We start from the raw sequence: 17759 nt of genomic DNA on the forward strand, positions 1-17759 counted from the left end.
ATGTCAAACGATTGGGATATCATCATTACAAATAAGAACCGCCTGTTCAGTCTTGATTTGAGCGAGGTATGGCGCTATCGTGACTTATTATCCATGTATGTCAAGCGCGATATCATCACTTTCTATAAACAGACCATACTAGGGCCGCTTTGGTTTGTTATCCAGCCCCTGTTTACCACCATCATGTTCATGTTTGTATTTGGCGGCATTGCAGGTATTTCCACTGATGGCATTCCACAAGCCGTATTCTATCTGGCAGGTCTCGTATGTTGGAACTATTTCCAGGACTGTCTCAGTAAATGCTCAGATACTTTCAATGCCAATCAGGCCATTTTCGGCAAGGTTTACTTCCCCCGACTGGTTGTTCCCTTGTCTATTGTCATCTCAAATCTGATAAAGATGGCTATCCAGTTTGCCCTGTTCCTGGTGGTCTATATCTATTATTTCGCCTCTGGGATTGATTTTCAAGTCAATGTCGCACTTCTGCTCATCCCCCTACTCATCATCATGCTGGGTGCTTTGGGCTTAGGTTTTGGGATGATTATCTCTTCGATGACCACAAAGTATCGCGATTTGCGATTCCTCATAACGTTTGGCATTCAGTTGTGGATGTATGCCACACCTGTCATCTATCCTCTATCGGTAATGAAAGACACCTATCCCAAGTATATCTGGGTGCTAGTGGCCAATCCTCTGACAGCTATTCTTGAGACCTTCAAATATGCCTTCACTGGCGTTGGCGAGTTCAACTGGTTCTATTTAGGCTATAGCTTTGCCTTCACCATCATCATCCTGATGTTGGGTATTGTGATCTTCAACCGCGTACAACGCAACTTTATGGACGTCATCTAACGCATTCTGACTATGAGTAACACTGTTATAGAATTCAACAACGTAGGCAAACAATATATACTGGGCTCCATTGGTACAGGCACACTAAGTCAGGACCTCAATCGTTGGTGGGCACATATCAGAGGTAAGGAAGACCCCTATCTGAAGATTGGCGAAACAAACGACCGCACCCAAAAGGGCGACAGTCGTTTCGTCTGGGCTCTGCGCGACATTAGTTTCAAGGTAGAGCAAGGCGATGTCGTAGGAATCGTGGGTAAGAATGGTGCAGGCAAATCAACCTTGTTAAAGATTCTCTCGCGCGTCACATCACCTACAACTGGAGACATCAAAATCAAAGGCCGCATTGCTTCACTATTGGAAGTCGGTACGGGATTCCATCCTGAGATGACTGGTCGTGAGAATATCTTCATGAATGGCTCTATTATGGGCATGACCAAGGCTGAGATCAAAAGCAAGTTCGACGAGATTGTCGACTTTGCTGGTGTCGCTAAATACGTAGATACGCCTGTTAAACGCTATTCATCAGGTATGATGGTACGTCTGGGTTTTGCCATTGCAGCCCATTTGGAACCAGAGATTCTGGTAGTTGATGAAGTCCTGGCTGTGGGTGATGCTGAATTCCAGAAGAAAGCCATCGGCAAGATGCAGGATGTCAGCAAGGGCGAAGGTCGCACCGTTCTCTTCGTAAGTCACAATATGGCAGCAGTTCGCAGTCTCTGCACACGTGGCGTCATGCTGAAAAACGGTATGGTAGATTTCATTGGTAACATTCCTGATACGCTTGAGCATTATCTGAAGATTGATGATAGTGCCCAAAAGGAGAAGATCATCGATAATGTAAAATTCACCAAGAGTACGTTGAAAATCAGCAATATAGAAATCAATGGTACTAACCTCTCTGAGTCCACCATTCAAAGTAATCAACGCGAACTGACCGTAAAGATTGAGGGACATTCTAAGGAGGACCTGAACTACGACGTCATGCTTATTATTCGAAACAAGGACGGTATGCCCTATGCCACCTATGCCAAAGGCCATTATATGGGCGACATTCAGCATCAGCCTGCAGGTGATTTCGTGATAGAGCGCACCATCCAACTGCCAGAGATTCTCACACGTGGTGCTGTCTATGTTGATCTGTTTCTCCATCACCCCATGGTGGAATATCAGCTTAAGGCGCCCAACTGCTGTATCCTCGAGACCATGGGCTATCAGCAAGGTTTCGGTTCTGCCATGAACCAAATAGACAACGGTTTTATGGGCCTCAACGACAAATAATGAAGACAGTCATATTGCTCACAGGATGCATTAATCCCAATGGGATGCCTTTCACACATTTAAACGATGTTAGTGAAAGGCAAAAGCAGTATGTGGACGCTATACATTATTATATAAGTAATACTGACTGCGAAATTGTTTTCTGCGAGAATTCCAATACAGACATCAGCCCACTTTTCGAGAACAAACAGGAACGATTAGAAATTCTAACCTTTTCTGGTAATCAAAACAAGCAGCGAGGCAAAGGCTATGGTGAAGCAGAAATCATAGATTATGCTCTTCAGCATTCTTCTTTTATCCAAGACAACTGTATTATCATTAAAATTACAGGCCGCCTCATTATCAACAACATCCGTCAAATCATCAATTCTCAGACTTCCAAGCATGACTTTGTGACATGCCTATTTCATTCTGACTTAAAATTTGCTGATAGTCGTATTTTCTGTGGAACTGTCCCTTTTTATAAAGAGTTTTTAATAAACAAAGAAAAGATGAACGATGGAAAAGGCGTATTCTTTGAACATGTCCTTGCTTCCACAGTTTTAGAATCATCATTCCGCTTTATTCCATTTACCCAAGAGCCTCTTATTACCGGCATCTCAGGAACAACCGGTGAGTCGTATCAGGAAACTACACCAAACAAAAAGAAAACAGTATTATATAAAGCCTATTCATGGATGCAATTAATGCAAGTTTACAAAGCGTCAACTCATAGAAAGCTTAGAATTTTTGGAAAAATTGCAATTCAATTCAAAATAGTAAAGTATAAAATATCATCTTACTTTACTTATCAGTGAATCTATTCCATATTTCAACAATAAAGGAATACTAATACCAGCAAAAGCATACAACATCCACCACCAAGAACCAATAGAGGTGTCGATATTCTGTATAACAGGATGCTCTGCTACATGAACAAAGTCAATATTATAAATAAAGACTAGAACTACGCTAACAAGCCTAAAGCAAAGGAAATGAAGTGCCAGAATCAATAACGTATGGTTTCCAATATAATACATGACAGGACAAATTAATGACGCTTTTTTCTCTAATGCATAGGAAAAAAATAAAACAGCTAATATACCAGAAATGGCAGCAATTGCATAAGGAATGACTTTATTATATCCGCATTCCATTTTTACAACGTCACCAAAATAAAACATCGAAAGCATTAGAGTCAAACTGCACGTCGCAAGTACATATTTATTTTTCCAAATATTTCCATATTGATTCTGAAGATTACCAACAATAAAAAACAAAGCTCCAAAAGTACCCATTGACATATCACTCCATAATTCCGTATTATTTAAATATCTTCTAATAAGAACCGTTAACAGAAGAAATATCAAGCACATTAATTCATGATTATACATTGGAACTTTACGTAGCAGGATTGAAAAAACTACGATTGACAATGATGATAAAAACAATGCTCGAATAAACCAAAATCCTCCCAATAGTTCATCATAACCATGCATCGTAAACAAAATCATTCCCAAATTATTCAATGTTTCTTTAATTCCATAGAACAAAGAACCTCCTTCAAAACCATATTGTGAATTATATATCCCGACCAGAATTAGAAGGTTATGAATTAAAAGAAAAAACACAGACCATTTCACAAATGGCACATACAAACCCACAAATCTCTTCTTCAAAAAAACGAAAGCATTATCTTTTGATATTATTTCTTTAAAAAAGATGCCAGAACAAAAAAAGAATAATGGCATGTGGAACAAATAGATGAATCTAAACAGCAATGCAGGACAACCAGAATGCCCTATCACCATTAAGATTATTCCTATCGCTTTTGCAACAGTAATGTAATTGTTATGAACTATTTTTCCCATGTTTGTTTGCAAAAATACAAAAATAATTCGACAACACTAGAGAATTGTCAGAAAAAAAAGTTATCTTTGCAAAAAATATCATCATATGAGATACTCCATCATCACCATTAACTATAATAATAAAGAAGGACTGGAACACACAATCAAGAGTGTTATTAATCAGACATTCAAGAACTACGAGTATATCATCATTGATGGTGGTTCTACAGATGGTAGTGTAGAGATTATCAAGCAATATACAGACCACATCAACTATTGGATCTCAGAAAAAGATAAAGGCGTATATAATGCTATGAATAAAGGTGTTGCTCAGGCAAAAGGAGATTATTTGGTATTCATGAATTCTGGCGATTGTTTTCATTCACCAAATGTTTTAAGTTCTGTAACTAACTATAAGGAGGATATCATTTGTGGAAAAGTATTAAAGGGCAATTCGACTACACCAAGCGGACACCACAAGTCTTCCATCACGTTGGTAGACTTAATGCGTGGCAGCCTACCCCATCAAGCGATGCTTATCAAAAGAGGACTGATGGTAAAGCATCCTTATGATGAGAATTACAAAATACTCTCTGACTGGAAATTCTGTATTCAGGCTCTTGTTTTTGACAACTGTACATTCCGTAATAGCGATGTCGTCGTTGCCGACTATGACATCAACGGCATAAGCACCAATTCAAACGGTCTGTTGACTAAGGAGCGTGAAATCATCCTGAAAGAACTCTTTCCTCAACGAATCATAGAAGACTACGAGTTATTGACACCTGTTGATGATGAATTACTTGACCAGTCACTTCTCCTTACTCAGACAGTAGGTGCACGCAGACTGGTGAAAGGTTTTACAAGTCTTATATTACAATTCACCCGCAAAAAATAAGCCGTATGGATGTAAGTGTTATTATTCCCGTTTACAATACAGAAAAATATCTGAACGCCTGCGTTGACAGTATTCTTCTGCAAGCAGATGTCTCCTTAGAGATTATTCTTGTTGATGACGGTTCTACTGATGCATCACCCATTATCTGTGATGATTATGCTCAGAAACATGAAAACATCCATGTGCTCCATATTCAAAACTCAGGTCCTGCAACAGCCAAGAACGAAGGGCTCAAACTTGCCAAAGGAAACTATATTGCTCTCACAGACAGTGATGACAGAATGGAGCCATTGATGCTTAACAAAATGGTAAGTGCAGGTTATGAATATGATGCAGATATTGTTTGTTGCAATTACAAACAGATAGACGAGCAAGGCAATGTATCACATCTCAACAGCACCAACCAGCAATATGTCCTGAACCACGAAGAAGGACTCATTCACTTTTTCTCCAAAGACAAAATCTATTCTCAGTGCTGGACTAAGCTTTACAAGCGCCAGATGCTCACTGACAACCATATCGAGAATGATTCTGGTCTTCGTACTGACGAGGACTTTATCTTCAACATCCGTGCTTTTGTTCATGCAAAGACAACTGTTATCGTTGATGAGCCACTCTACGAATATACGCATCGCGAAAATTCACTTGCTCATGCCTATTTCAAAAGCCACATCTACCAGTATATCGACAATCGAATCCAGAGAGTAAAAGTCACTCAAAATGCTGTTAAGAATGAGTCTGACACTATCAAGCATTGGAGCACCGTACATATTATCATGTACCATAACGAGCTCTTGGGTAAAGTGGCTTTATTCCCAGAATACTACGCAGACCCACGAATTAAAGAAATTCTCAGATTCATCAAACGCAACAAATCCATTCTCAATCAGCATTATGCCCTCTGTGGATTTAGCAAAATTGGAAAGATGTTGATTACATATCTGCCTAGTTGTCTCTACATGAAATATAGAAAATCTAAAGTGTAAAGAGATGAAGAATTCTTTATTAAGCATCATATCGCCCGTCTACAATGTGGAAGCCTATCTGGATAGAAGTGTTCAGAGCATCTTGTCGCAGTCATACCGTGATATAGAATTGATTCTGATTGATGATGGTTCACAAGATGGCTCGTCTACTATGTGCGACAATTGGGCGGAAAAGGATTCACGTGTTATCGTCGTCCACCAAAAGAATGCTGGTGTCAGTGCAGCCAGGAACACAGGACTGCAAAAAGCGAAGGGCGACTATCTTACCTTTGTCGATCCCGATGATTTTCTCGCTTCTGAGACCTACGCCCTAAACATGACTTATTTGATTGAGCATCAAGATGTTGACATACTACAATATCCTTATTGCAACTACATCAATGAGCATAACACACCTGATTATCATCGACCAGCAGTAGCATTGCTGAAAGGCGCAGAGGAGATTTTCCGCAACTGGTGGTCTGGCACCCCTCTGGAGTATGTCATTTGGAACAAAATTTATAAGCGCCATCTTTGGAATGATGTCCACTTCAACGTAGGGCACATCTCTGAGGATACATGTTTAGTACCCAAATTCGTAAAGCAAGCCAACGCTGTATATATCTCAGACCAAGGACTCTATTACTACCAGCGCGAACGCATGGAGTCCTACACATATGAGTATAATTTCGACAAGCATCTCGACCTGTTCTATGCCCATGCAGTCATCTACGATTGTTTTAAAGACTTTCCTAATATGACTACAGAGAAGGTACAGGCTTTTACTCGTCTTTACAGACGACTGATAATTGCCAAGCAGACCAATCCCAGTGCCAATACAACAGATGCCCAGCAATTATTATCCAAGATGTTCCCAACATGGCATGAGATTCTATCCTCTCAGCATACTGAGAAATCATGGTTGGCTGCATCCAAGATTATCGGAAGCCGACTATTCACATTGCTATACCTATTCTATTTGTCGTTACGAAATCGCTAAATAAAAACAATACTGACACTTATGCTACTATACGTAAAACACTACGCACAGATGTGCAACCGTTTATGGGCCTTTATTCCGGCACTAGCCTATGCATTGCATAAGCAACAAAAACTTAATGTCTTCTTTGCAAAGCAATCATACTTAGACTTATTTCCCCATCTGAAGCGCTGCCATCAAGTGCGTTTCCTCTGCAGTCACAACCGTCCCACGCCAGCCCCACTGGAATGGCGACTCGCCTTATGGTCGGAGAAAAGGCATCTTGAAATAGCAACGGACTTACGTAAGGCACATAAGACAAAGTGTTTCTCTTTTATCGATGGATGGCAGCATCGCAGCGATATTTCCTTTATCGTAGAGCAGAAAAGTAAAATCGTAGAACTTTTCAAGCCTGCGGACGACGTAATTCATCGTGTAAACAGCTATTTTGAGAACTATGACGGAATAACTATTGGGGTCCATGTGCGCCGTGGTGACTATAAGGAATATCTTGATGGTAAATACTATTATGCCGATAGTGTCTATGCACAGGTCCTCGAGCAACTACGTTCTTTATTTGGTGAAGAAGGACAAAAAGTGCGCTTTCTAATATGTTCCAACGAGCCCTTCAATGTGTCCACTACACAAAATGACACATTCTTCATCAATGACGCCGATGCCATTACCGACCTCTATGCGCTGAGTCGCTGTGATTACATCGTTGGCCCTCCCAGCAGTTTCTCCCAATGGGCCTCGTTTTATGGCGATGTTCCACTTTGCCAACTATTTAATGCGAATCCCTCATTTACGAAAGAATCATTCTCACCAATTGTCCGCATGGATACATTTGCTAATGGTCTACAAATTCTAATGAATGAAGATAAGCAGGCTTTTTATCTAGGATGAATACAATAAGCATGAAAGCATTCACAATTATCATCGCAACAATAGCAAGCCTTCTGTTTACCGCCTGCCAGGAGAATTACGAACATAAGACGGTGGTTTGCATTCCTGTCTATGGTCAGAGTCTGGCATTAGGCGAGGAGGCTGAACGCATGACGGATTTCGATTCTTTGGCTGCCTATGCTGATGGTCGCATTGTAACAGAGAATTTGGACCATCATTTCGGATACTTTGATAACGACCATAAAAAACAATGGTTCAAGAAGGCAATAGGTTATAAGAAACGTGCCTATGAGCTATCTGTATATAAAATGGCACAGATATTGGCAGATCAATTTGGAAAAGACACCCTGATTTGTATTTTCCCTGGTGGACAAGGAGCCACAGCCATTGCTAACCTAAGCAAAGGAACTTTACCCTATCAGAGATTTATTGAAAACATACAAACGGCATTCGAGACATCTCAAGAGCGAGGATGGGATTTTTTCATTCCAGCAATCTGCTGGATGCAAGGAGAGTCTGACATCGTGGACTATCCCAATACTGTATATCAAAACATGTTGACTCAAATCTGGAAAGACATGAATGATGATATCCTGCGGATAACCCAACAAAAGGACAGCATTCCTTTCATTTGCTATCAGTCCAATTCCTTAGGAAGAGCCATAAATTTTAAAGCAGACACATTTCTATGTAAGGAAACAGAAGTTCCTCAGACCTTTGTGGAACTGCTACTTGACAATCCTCATTTCTGGGCGAGTGGACCTACTTATCCATATGCTTGTGTCAACGAGAAGATACATATTGATGCAAAAGGCCAACAAAGCATCGGTGCACTTGCGGCAGAAACAGCGTTCAAACTCATCAAAGGCGAGAACCGTTTCCGTGGACTAATTCCCCTACGGTCCACAATCTGTGACAACGTCGTCAAGATTGCATTTAATGTACCTAACCCTCCCCTTACACTCGATACTATCCAAGTAAGTAAAGCACGCCTTTATGGCTTTAGCGTAATCAATGATAAGAATAAAGACATTGCTCAGTCCATTGACATTGATAATAATTCCGTGATAATTCTCTGTTCAGAATCACCGATAGGCTGCCGAATTCGTTATGCTGTAAATGGTGACTATATGAAGAGTGGCAATCTTCATGGTCCACGTGGAAATCTTCGTGACTCCAACAATCATTGGTGTTATCAATTCGATCTCCCAAGCATCAAGATTCCATTATCAGATGAATCTGAGTCTAAAGAACTATCAAAATAAGAAAACAAAAAAATGAAACAAAGGGTTTGGTATTTTGATATTCTCAATGTGGTAGCATGCATCTGCGTAGTATGCTTGCATTGTAATGGCTTTGTGCATTCTTTCATAAAGGATAGCTGGTGGTGGCTAAGGGTACTTGTCGAGGTGGTTTGTTTCTTTGCTGTTCCAGTATTTTTCATGCTTTCAGGAGCAACTCTTCTGAACTACCGAAAAAAGTACACAACGACTACATTCTTCAAAAAACGTTTTACCCGCACTTTCATCCCCTTCATATTTTGGAGTATATTCTTCTATTCATTATACATCTCTTGCCATGGGACCGACCTTCTTTCATGGAGAGAGGTTTTGAAAAATATCTGTACAGGCAAGATACCATTAACCAACTATTGGTTTTTTATCGACCTTTTCCTAATCTATGCTTTCATGCCATTCCTTTCAATTCTGAAGCAAGCCATGTCCATGAAACAAATCATGTATCTATGCCTGCTGTTAGGTCTGTTTCAAACGGTTATTCCAACAGTATTCTACTTCACAAATATACAAGTAGACATATCATTCCCTATTGGAGGGTATGCTATATACGTATTTGTTGGTTACTATCTTAGTCATTCAACAATCGAGACAGACGACCTATGGATGACACTGTTAGGGGCTATAGCTCTCGTCTCTCTGACAGGACGCTATGTGCTAGTCTATTTTTCTGAGTCAGAGAATCCAGCCTTATTCTCATATCTCGGCCCTTATGCCATTTTTCCTGCCATCTTTATCTTCCTTCTTTTCAAGAGGCTGTTTACAATAAATGAAAAGAATCATCGCATTTGTACCTTTCTTTCCTCGAAAAGTTTAGGAGTGTATCTAATCCATACGTTTCTTATCTCAATTATTGGAAAAGTAATCAATAGAGAGGAGGTGGTATTTATACCCATATCTATCATCATTGTATATCTTTCATCAGTACTTCTTGTGTACCTTCTGCAGAAGAATAAATATCTCAAATATTTAGTACCCTAATCTACAATAGTCATGAACATCATTCGTTTTGAATATAAAGATATCTCAACCTATCGCTCTGAACTGATGGGATGGGCCATCATTTGGATTATGATGCTACATTTCACTTTTACCCAAATCACGCCATTGGGTTTTGTAGCACAATATGGATTTGCGGGTGTAGACATCTTTATGTTGGTATCTGGCTTTGGCCTGTTTTTCTCTCTTGACAAAAATCCAAACATAAGCCAATATTACCAACGACGCATTTTGCGCATTTTCCCGACCTATTTCTTTTTAGGAATCTTTGCTAGTCTGATTGTTTTCCATGATAGTATTTTAACCTATCTAATCCGCTATACCACTATTGGGTTTTGGACTGGTATCCCCTATTGGGAATGGTATATTCCAACTATCATATCCTTCTACCTCATAGCCCCATTTATCAAGTTACTGATAGACAAAAGAAAGCACATTACACTCTCAACGATACTGACCATCATCTTACTTAGTGCCTTTTATGTTGTAGCAAAAGACATCTTTGAAGCCAAGGATCCTCATTTTTTCATGCTATATCGTTTTCCCGCTTTTGTTTTTGGAATGTTATGTGCATATTGGATGAAAAATGAAGCCTCAAAAATGTATTACTATAGCATCCTTGCAATTGGTATTCCGTGTTTTGTGTTCTTATTTCCTCATCATCATGAGATATACAACTATAAGTATTTCTCTCTATTATTTTTATTACCAGTCTTTGCCTTCATTTTCATTTTCATTTCAAAATGCATCAAGAAGATTAATCCTATCATCTCTCATATAGGAAAAGCAAGTCTAGAAGTTTACCTTATTCAATGTATCTTCTTTAACTTGATTATAGACGGAAGATTTATCGTTCCCTCTGCATGGCACGACACCATCACATTCGCACTCATACTTGTCTCATCAATATTGGGCATACTGACCCATTGGCTCATTAACCGACTCACTAATAGATTTTTCTCGTAAATCATTGGCAATAGCCGTAGCTATCCCCGTATCAAGAAGTTCATAGCCCTGGTGATTAAGATGAATGCCATCGTTAAGGAAGAAAGACCAATTCATTTCAGCGCTGTCACCGTACCAATCCCTCAGAGAAACAATCAAGACCTTATCTCTAAGGCCATTTTCATCAAGCATAGCAAAAAGAGCTTCACGGTATTCTGGATAATTATACATACCGCTATGAGTCATAGTAGATCGTAAAAAATCTACGAACGAGTCTTTAGTGTTTTTTCCTTTATATAGTCCTTTAATGTCAACATTTGGTATTTCTATGACTACAGGGCAAACACCATTGAACAAAAGAAAATTTATTATTTTGAGATAGTGGGCACAAAACTGTTCTGTACCCCAATTAGCAGCAGCATCGTTAATCCCAGCAGAGATGATGCAATAATCAGCACCAGACAAGAACAACTTTTTGGTACCATCACCTTCAGATTGGAACAACAATTGATATATCCCTTTGCTTTTTTCTCCACCTCTTCCTTTTGACTTTACTGCAACCGGCTTGGTTACACGTTCTTCCAGCCTTTCCTGAAGAAAAGAATCCATCTGCATCCAAGAATGATTGGCTGCCCAACTGTCACCTATTATCAATACACGAATCGTGTCATCATCAACCTTGTCTATTTTATAGATTTCACAAGTTGAAGCAATACTCCACATATGCTTCCAATTACAATAATAATAGTAATAAGCCCCAACAAGCATGGTCATTATCAGAACAACCAAAACACCTAATATCAAAAAAGAACGTTTCATATCAGAACAACTACTATCATCATTAGACTAAACACACCATACACAGTTCGTGCAAAAATACGAACTTTCAATAAATTCTCCAAAAGAAGTTGCAATTTATTTTTCAAAAGCGTTGGCAACATCCGTTTTTCTTATTATCTTTGCACAAAATAAGCCAATTATGAACAACAAGAAAGACTACGACCTACTCATTGTTGGTGCCGGCATCTATGGTGCTACCGCAGCTTATAAAGCCAAGCAAGAGGGCAAGCGCTGTCTTGTCATTGATATCCGTCCGCACCTTGGAGGCAACATCTATTGCGAAAACGTTGAAGGCATCAATGTACATAAATATGGTGCTCATATTTTCCACACAAGCAACAAGCGCGTGTGGGAATTTGCGAATGGCATCGTAGAGTTCAATCGCTACACGAACTCCCCCATTGCCAACTATCAAGGTAAACAGTATAACTTGCCGTTCAATATGAATACGTTCTACCAGATGTGGGGCGTTCTGACCCCTGAAGAAGCTCGTCAAAAGATTGACGAGCAACGTCAGGAGGCACTGACAAGGATGCGAAACGATGGAATTACGGAACCAAGGAATTTGGAGGAGCAAGCCCTATTATTAATTGGCAAGGATATTTATGAAACATTGATAAAGGGATATACAGAAAAACAATGGGGGCGCAAATGTACAGACCTGCCTGCTTTTATCATCAAGCGTCTGCCCGTTCGTTTTGTTCATGACAACAACTACTTCAGTGATCGATACCAGGGGATTCCCATTGGGGGATATAACAAACTCATAGATGGATTACTTGATGGTATTGAAACACATGTCAACACGAATTTCTTTGAAGATCGACAGCATTGGGAAAATATTGCGGACCACATTCTCTACACTGGCAAGATAGATGAATTCTTTGACTATCGCTTCGGGCAATTGGAATGGCGCAGTGTTCGATTTGAGCAAGAGACACTCGACATGCCCAATTACCAAGGAAACGCCGTTATGAACTTCACTGACGCCAACGTTCCCTATACCCGCATTATTGAACATAAACATTTCGAGATGTTTGGAGATGAGGTTTACCAGTGCCCCAAGACCGTCATTTCCTGGGAATACTCTTCAGAATGGCATCCTGGCATAGAACCTTTCTATACCGTTAACGATGAACGAAACAACCAACTTTATACGAAATACAAGGAACTTGCTGATCAAGAGCCACATGTCACCTTTGGAGGACGATTGGCGGAATACAAGTACTACGATATGGCACCAATTATTGAGAAAATAATGCAATTCTAAACACATTTATTGTGAAGATATTGACTTATTTGATAGCATTGAATTTTATCATATACATATTCTGATTATTTGACACGTATACACTCCAAGCATACTCATGAATGTATCGAGTGTCACGAGATTTTAACCTTTTCCTATAGAAAATACATTTGGCTCGAGGTGAATAGTTTCCTTATAGAAAGGTAGTATTTCTCGATACACTCGAATCACAAATATGATATATACTTTAGTATATATTATATTTGAAGTTTCATGCAAAGAAAGACAAAATTACCACATTTTGACATTCAACTTACTTTTGAAGAGTAATCAACTTAGAAAAATTATTTTTCAACCTGTTTTTGAGTCAAAATCAAGTTATTTTTTGAATAACCCACGACACACGAATACATGCCACAAAAATCAGGACAAAATCCTAAAATCGGAACATCTGACAGAACTTCTCTCCCTCACGGAAGCCTTCCTCGTAGAGACGTTCCAACTTTGCGACATCGCCACAAGTTCTACCCACTTCCATCTTGCGCTGCGGACGGATGACGAGTATTTCCCCCCAACGCTCCATGCACTCCACCATCTCCAGTTGTTGGTTGTAGGCCTCAACACGGTGGCTCAAAGCTTCACGCAGATGCGGATACTCTTTATATATAAAAGAAGGTATATTGACATCGCGCTCGGTAGAACGAAAGCCCTTGTTGCGTGTCATGACAACGACATTAAACGGATGACCTTGACTAGTAGCACGAAGTACGGGAATGGAGTCGATAATGCCACCATCGAGCATAGGGATACCATCGACCATCGTGATCTGGGCGACGTAAGGCAGCGAGCTGCTGGCTTTGGCTATTGCCGTAATACGACGTGCGTCATGCTTCTCACTGAGATACTCAGCCTGTCCTGTAAGACAGTTGGTGGTGACCATCTCAAAAGGAGCCGGATTGGCAGCATAGGCCTTATAGTCGAAAGGAACGATTTCAGCAGGAAAGCGCTCATAGAGGATGTTGGGATCAAAGATGCAACCCTGAACAAGGAGATTCTTCAGCGAGATATAGCCATATTTGCGCAACATGTCGATATTGGAATAACGCGCACGACGAGGCTGCCGGCTCATATACGAAAGACCATTGCAGGCACCTGCCGAAACAGCTACCACATAAGGGAAATATAGTTCATATTTCATGAAGGCATCAAGCACCCCACTGGTGAATACACCACGCATGCCACCACCCTCAAGAACCAGTCCTGTATGTCTGTCAAGACGCTGAATCATCACTATTAAAGTTTTTTATGCTGCAAAATTAATATTTTTCCATAAAAAATGCGTAATTTTGCAACGTTTTTAAACTTTGGACTTAATTTTCTTATCAAAATGTTTGAAAAAGAGACTTATATCAGACGCCGTGCACAGCTGAAAAAGCTGGTAGGAAACGGTGTGGTGGTGCTCTTCGGTAATAACGAGTCGCCCGCCAATTATCCTGCCAACGGCTATGCACCTTTCCGTCAGGACTCTTCGTTTCTGTACTACTTCGGTCAGCACAGAGACGGACTGGTAGGTGTTATCGACATAGACAACGACGAGGAATGGCTCTTCGGTGATGATATCGACGTAGAGGATATCGTATGGATGGGCTACACACCCAGTGTGGCAGATTTGGGCACTGAGGTAGGTGTCAGCAAGACAGCCCCTATGGCACAGTTAAAAGTTCTTTGCGACAAGGCTAACGGACGTTCTATCCATTTTCTGCCGCCATACCGTTTCGATACCAAGATCCAGATTATGGACTTGCTGGGCATCCACCCATCGCAACAGAAGGAAAAGGCTTCACTCGATTTGATTAAAGCTGTGGTGAAGATGCGTGCTACGAAGGAGCCGCAGGAAATAGAGGCTATTGAGAAAGCTTGTGATGTAGGTTATGCCATGCATACCACAGCACAGCTGCTGATTAAGCCTGGTGTGACCGAGCGCTTCATCGGCGGACAGGTAGATGGCATTGCCCGCAGTCTGGCACAAGGCGTCAGTTTCGCCACCATCTTCAGTCAGCATGGCGAGATTATGCACGGCAACCCATCTGACGCTCCCCTGGAGGACGGACGATTAGTACTGTGTGATGCCGGTTGCGAACTGAATGATTATTGCTCAGACAATACACGTACGATGCCCGTTAACGGTAAGTTCACCCAGAAACAACTGGAGATATACTCTATCGTAGAGGCTTGTCACGACTACGTACTGGAGGTGGCTAAGCCTGGCGTGAAATACGCAGACGTGCACTTCGCCGTATGCCGTCTGATGACCGACCGGTTGAAGGAATTGGGACTGATGAAAGGTGACACGGAAGAAGCCGTACGTGCTGGTGCCCACGCCATGTTCCTGCCTCACGGACTGGGACATATGATGGGTATGGACGTACACGATATGGAAGGACTGGGCCAGATATACGTAGGTTTCGACGAGGAGACACGCCCCAATCTGGAACAGTTTGGTACCAACTGCCTGCGCATGGGACGCAAACTGGAACCAGGCTTCGTCGTAACTGATGAACCAGGTATCTACTTCATCCCCCACCTCATCGACCTTTGGAAGAAAGAAGGACACTGCAAGGAGTTCCTCAACTTTGACCTGCTAGAGACCTACAAGGACTTTGGCGGTATCCGCATTGAGGATGACCTGCTGATTACTGAGGACGGTTGCCGCTTCATGGGCAGCAAGCGTATCCCCTATCACCCACAAGAACTGGAAGACTTTATGAAAAACAATTAATTATTAAACACCAAAAAATGAAGAAAGTTTTATCACTCGCACTGATCAGCCTCATGGCTGCTGGTGCACAGGCTCAGGAGGCCGAGAAGAAGGCCAGCAACAAGCCTGTATTCACAACCATTAAGGAGAATCCAATTACAAGCATCAAGGACCAGAACCGCAGCGGTACCTGTTGGGACTACAGCACCATCTCATTCTTCGAGGCTGAGATTCTGAAGGCTACAGGCAAGACATACGACCTCTGCGAGTCATTCGTTGCCAACAAGACCTATATGGAACGTGCTACACAGGTGGTTCGCTTCCATGGCGACTGTCAGTTCTCTCAGGGCGGTAGCGCCGAAGACGTGCTGGCTACGATGAAGAAACACGGTATCGTACCCGAGGGCACCATGCCTTTCCCCGGTTCGCTGTATGGCGACTCACTGAACAACTTCAATGAGTTTTTCTCTCTGATGGAGCCTTACGTGGCTGCTATCGCCAAGAGCTCAGCCAAGAAGATCAGCGGTCAGTGGAAGGTTGGTCTGCAGGGGATCCTCGACGCCTACCTGGGTAAGTGTCCTGAGGAGTTTACCTACGAGGGCAAGAAATACACCCCACAGACTTTCGTGAAGAGCCTGGGCATCAATCTGGATGACTATGTCAGCATCACCAGTTATACACACCACCCCTTCTATAGCGCTTTCGCTGTAGAGGTGCAGGACAACTGGCGCTTCCCCCTGTCATACAACCTGCCTATGGACGAGATGATGAAGGTTATCGACAATGCCATTGAGAAGGGTTACACCATAGCATGGGGCGGCGACGTGAGTGAAGATGGTTTCACACGTCAGGGTCTGGCCTACGCCATCGACACCAAGAAGACCGAGAGTCTGCAGGGTAGCGATATGGCAAAATGGCTGAAGATGACAGCTGCCAAGAAAAAGAACCTCATCGACTCTCTGGGCTGCAACGTGCCTGAGATTACACCTACACAGGAACTGCGTCAGGAGCGTTTCGACAACTGGGAGCTGACCGACGACCACGGCATGCTGATCTACGGCGTGGCCAAGGACCAGAACGGCAAGGAGTACTACATGGTGAAGAACTCATGGGGTGAGACTGGCGAATACAAGGGTATTTGGTATATGACCAAGACCTTCATCGCAGCCAACACAATGGACTTCCTCGTCAACAAGAACGCTATCCCCAAGGATATCCGCAAGAAACTGGGAATCTAAGGAACCCCATCATATAACTACAAATGAAAAGGCCCTGCTTCACAGCAGAGCCTTTTCTTATATTAACCTTAATTAAAATTACTATAAACAGATTTTTTATGAATTCAATAATACCGCTGTACGCACACGACTCAATGTCTCTGGCGTCATCTGCAGATAGCTGGCAATATATACCAAGGGAGCACGCAACACCAGCTGCGGACTGCTCTTCACCAGTTTCTGATAACGGTCCTGAGCACTCTCGAAGCGCAACATATCTGCATGCTGCTGACTGATAATCAGCGACTCCTCCAGAATCTTACGATACAGAATCTGAATGTTCACGCTACGCATAGCCACAGCCTCAAGTTCTTTCTTTGGCATCGCATAAACGATGGTTGGCTCGAGCGCATGGATGATCTGCGAAGAGGGCTTTTCCTTAAACAGACTCTCGATACTCATCACGATGGTGTTCTCGGTAGCCATATACTCCGTCAGTTCCTTACCGTTCTTGAAGTAATACTGTCGTACCAAACCCTTGACTACCCAGTAAATATATTCACATGTTTCACCTTCGCCCAGAATCTTTTCGTTCTTGGCAAACTTCATGGGCACGAGCACGCTCTCAAGGATATCAAGCTCCTCGTGTGTCATTGTACTATATCTGCGGGCCAGTTCGCGGGCCACATCGCGCGGGGTTAAACTTAGGTTTGGCATAATTTATACGTATTTATAACGTTAGTAGAAAA

Annotated in this window: 17 protein-coding genes; 13 read left to right on the plus strand and 4 right to left on the minus strand. The window is 41.8% G+C overall.

What is annotated here, in order from left to right; genetic code table 11:
- The 3 genes from L6468_RS08525 to L6468_RS08535 are packed head-to-tail and all read left to right on the plus strand — an operon-like array spanning position 1 to position 2927.
- Positions 1-852 carry an ABC transporter permease gene (locus L6468_RS08525; protein WP_237792924.1) on the plus strand — a complete coding sequence of 284 codons (852 nt, stop codon included), beginning with the start codon at positions 1-3 and terminating at the stop codon, positions 850-852.
- 12 nt (positions 853-864) lie between these two features.
- Positions 865-2130: an ABC transporter ATP-binding protein gene (locus L6468_RS08530; protein WP_237792925.1), complete on the plus strand. Its 1266-nt coding sequence runs from the start codon at positions 865-867 to the stop codon at positions 2128-2130.
- On the plus strand, positions 2130-2927 hold the full coding sequence (locus L6468_RS08535; RefSeq protein ID WP_237792926.1) for a hypothetical protein: 798 nt from the start codon (positions 2130-2132) through the stop codon (positions 2925-2927). The genes L6468_RS08530 and L6468_RS08535 overlap by 1 nt, the downstream gene beginning before the upstream one ends.
- Here the strand turns inward: L6468_RS08535 and L6468_RS08540 are convergent.
- A complete protein-coding gene (locus L6468_RS08540; RefSeq protein ID WP_237792927.1) occupies positions 2904-3980 on the minus strand; it encodes an acyltransferase family protein in 1077 nt (358 codons plus the stop codon). The genes L6468_RS08535 and L6468_RS08540 overlap by 24 nt on opposite strands.
- An 85-nt stretch (positions 3981-4065) precedes the next feature.
- On the opposite strand from L6468_RS08540, the gene L6468_RS08545 reads away from it, so the two are divergent.
- From L6468_RS08545 to L6468_RS08570, 7 genes are read left to right on the plus strand one after another with little or no spacing between them, the layout of a single operon-like run.
- Positions 4066-4857 (plus strand): glycosyltransferase family 2 protein, encoded by a 792-nt coding sequence (locus L6468_RS08545; RefSeq protein WP_237792928.1) that lies wholly within the window; start codon positions 4066-4068, stop codon positions 4855-4857.
- Positions 4858-4862: 5 nt separating this feature from the next.
- The gene (locus L6468_RS08550; protein WP_237792929.1) at positions 4863-5843 is read left to right on the plus strand and encodes a glycosyltransferase family 2 protein; all 981 of its coding nucleotides are present in this window, start codon (positions 4863-4865) and stop codon (positions 5841-5843) included.
- Positions 5844-5847: 4 nt separating this feature from the next.
- A complete protein-coding gene (locus L6468_RS08555) occupies positions 5848-6822 on the plus strand; it encodes a glycosyltransferase (protein ID WP_237792930.1) in 975 nt (324 codons plus the stop codon).
- 51 nt (positions 6823-6873) lie between these two features.
- Complete coding sequence (locus L6468_RS08560) at positions 6874-7707, plus strand: alpha-1,2-fucosyltransferase (protein ID WP_237792931.1); 834 nt, start codon at positions 6874-6876, stop codon at positions 7705-7707.
- Between the two features lie 11 nt (positions 7708-7718).
- On the plus strand, positions 7719-8972 hold the full coding sequence (locus tag L6468_RS08565) for a sialate O-acetylesterase (RefSeq protein ID WP_237792932.1): 1254 nt from the start codon (positions 7719-7721) through the stop codon (positions 8970-8972).
- A 12-nt stretch (positions 8973-8984) separates the two neighbouring features.
- Positions 8985-9983, plus strand: coding sequence for an acyltransferase (locus L6468_RS14805; RefSeq protein ID WP_431356685.1), 999 nt, complete (start codon positions 8985-8987; stop codon positions 9981-9983).
- A gap of 12 nt (positions 9984-9995) precedes the next feature.
- Complete coding sequence (locus tag L6468_RS08570) at positions 9996-10967, plus strand: acyltransferase family protein (protein ID WP_237792933.1); 972 nt, start codon at positions 9996-9998, stop codon at positions 10965-10967.
- On the opposite strand, the gene L6468_RS08575 is transcribed toward L6468_RS08570, so the two are convergent.
- The gene (locus L6468_RS08575) at positions 10905-11765 is read right to left on the minus strand and encodes an SGNH/GDSL hydrolase family protein (protein WP_237792934.1); all 861 of its coding nucleotides are present in this window, start codon (positions 11763-11765) and stop codon (positions 10905-10907) included. The genes L6468_RS08570 and L6468_RS08575 overlap by 63 nt on opposite strands.
- A 160-nt stretch (positions 11766-11925) precedes the next feature.
- Here L6468_RS08575 and glf point away from each other — a divergent pair, with 160 nt between their 5' ends.
- Positions 11926-13056, plus strand: coding sequence for a UDP-galactopyranose mutase (glf, locus tag L6468_RS08580; RefSeq protein WP_237792935.1), 1131 nt, complete (start codon positions 11926-11928; stop codon positions 13054-13056).
- 415 nt (positions 13057-13471) lie between these two features.
- Here the strand turns inward: glf and L6468_RS08585 are convergent, their stop codons facing one another.
- Positions 13472-14323 (minus strand): patatin-like phospholipase family protein, encoded by an 852-nt coding sequence (locus tag L6468_RS08585; RefSeq protein ID WP_237792936.1) that lies wholly within the window; start codon positions 14321-14323, stop codon positions 13472-13474.
- Positions 14324-14422: 99 nt separating this feature from the next.
- Between L6468_RS08585 and L6468_RS08590 the strand changes: the two genes are divergently transcribed.
- Both L6468_RS08590 and L6468_RS08595 read left to right on the plus strand, forming a co-directional pair.
- A complete protein-coding gene (locus L6468_RS08590; protein ID WP_237792937.1) occupies positions 14423-15814 on the plus strand; it encodes an aminopeptidase P family protein in 1392 nt (463 codons plus the stop codon).
- Between the two features lie 17 nt (positions 15815-15831).
- A complete protein-coding gene (locus L6468_RS08595; protein ID WP_237792938.1) occupies positions 15832-17031 on the plus strand; it encodes a C1 family peptidase in 1200 nt (399 codons plus the stop codon).
- Positions 17032-17127: 96 nt separating this feature from the next.
- On the opposite strand, the gene L6468_RS08600 is transcribed toward L6468_RS08595, so the two are convergent.
- Complete coding sequence (locus L6468_RS08600; RefSeq protein WP_091819030.1) at positions 17128-17727, minus strand: Crp/Fnr family transcriptional regulator; 600 nt, start codon at positions 17725-17727, stop codon at positions 17128-17130.
- Between the last annotated feature and the right edge of the window lie 32 nt (positions 17728-17759).

Source organism: Prevotella communis (assembly GCF_022024115.1).
Lineage (GTDB): Bacteria > Bacteroidota > Bacteroidia > Bacteroidales > Bacteroidaceae > Prevotella > Prevotella communis.

What these genes read in the sequence shown, in the direction of transcription:
- L6468_RS08600 (WP_091819030.1), bottom strand. Translation starts at nt 17,727, where the DNA reads ATGCCAAACCTAAGTTTAACCCCGCGCGATGTGGCCCGCGAACTGGCC.
- L6468_RS08595 (WP_237792938.1), top strand. Translation starts at nt 15,832, where the DNA reads ATGAAGAAAGTTTTATCACTCGCACTGATCAGCCTCATGGCTGCTGGT.
- L6468_RS08540 (WP_237792927.1), bottom strand. Translation starts at nt 3,980, where the DNA reads ATGGGAAAAATAGTTCATAACAATTACATTACTGTTGCAAAAGCGATA.
- L6468_RS08545 (WP_237792928.1), top strand. Translation starts at nt 4,066, where the DNA reads ATGAGATACTCCATCATCACCATTAACTATAATAATAAAGAAGGACTG.
- L6468_RS08575 (WP_237792934.1), bottom strand. Translation starts at nt 11,765, where the DNA reads ATGAAACGTTCTTTTTTGATATTAGGTGTTTTGGTTGTTCTGATAATG.
- L6468_RS08585 (WP_237792936.1), bottom strand. Translation starts at nt 14,323, where the DNA reads ATGATTCAGCGTCTTGACAGACATACAGGACTGGTTCTTGAGGGTGGT.
- L6468_RS14805 (WP_431356685.1), top strand. Translation starts at nt 8,985, where the DNA reads ATGAAACAAAGGGTTTGGTATTTTGATATTCTCAATGTGGTAGCATGC.
- L6468_RS08535 (WP_237792926.1), top strand. Translation starts at nt 2,130, where the DNA reads ATGAAGACAGTCATATTGCTCACAGGATGCATTAATCCCAATGGGATG.
- L6468_RS08525 (WP_237792924.1), top strand. Translation starts at nt 1, where the DNA reads ATGTCAAACGATTGGGATATCATCATTACAAATAAGAACCGCCTGTTC.
- L6468_RS08555 (WP_237792930.1), top strand. Translation starts at nt 5,848, where the DNA reads ATGAAGAATTCTTTATTAAGCATCATATCGCCCGTCTACAATGTGGAA.
- L6468_RS08550 (WP_237792929.1), top strand. Translation starts at nt 4,863, where the DNA reads ATGGATGTAAGTGTTATTATTCCCGTTTACAATACAGAAAAATATCTG.
- glf (WP_237792935.1), top strand. Translation starts at nt 11,926, where the DNA reads ATGAACAACAAGAAAGACTACGACCTACTCATTGTTGGTGCCGGCATC.
- L6468_RS08590 (WP_237792937.1), top strand. Translation starts at nt 14,423, where the DNA reads ATGTTTGAAAAAGAGACTTATATCAGACGCCGTGCACAGCTGAAAAAG.
- L6468_RS08565 (WP_237792932.1), top strand. Translation starts at nt 7,719, where the DNA reads ATGAAAGCATTCACAATTATCATCGCAACAATAGCAAGCCTTCTGTTT.
- L6468_RS08530 (WP_237792925.1), top strand. Translation starts at nt 865, where the DNA reads ATGAGTAACACTGTTATAGAATTCAACAACGTAGGCAAACAATATATA.
- L6468_RS08570 (WP_237792933.1), top strand. Translation starts at nt 9,996, where the DNA reads ATGAACATCATTCGTTTTGAATATAAAGATATCTCAACCTATCGCTCT.
- L6468_RS08560 (WP_237792931.1), top strand. Translation starts at nt 6,874, where the DNA reads ATGTGCAACCGTTTATGGGCCTTTATTCCGGCACTAGCCTATGCATTG.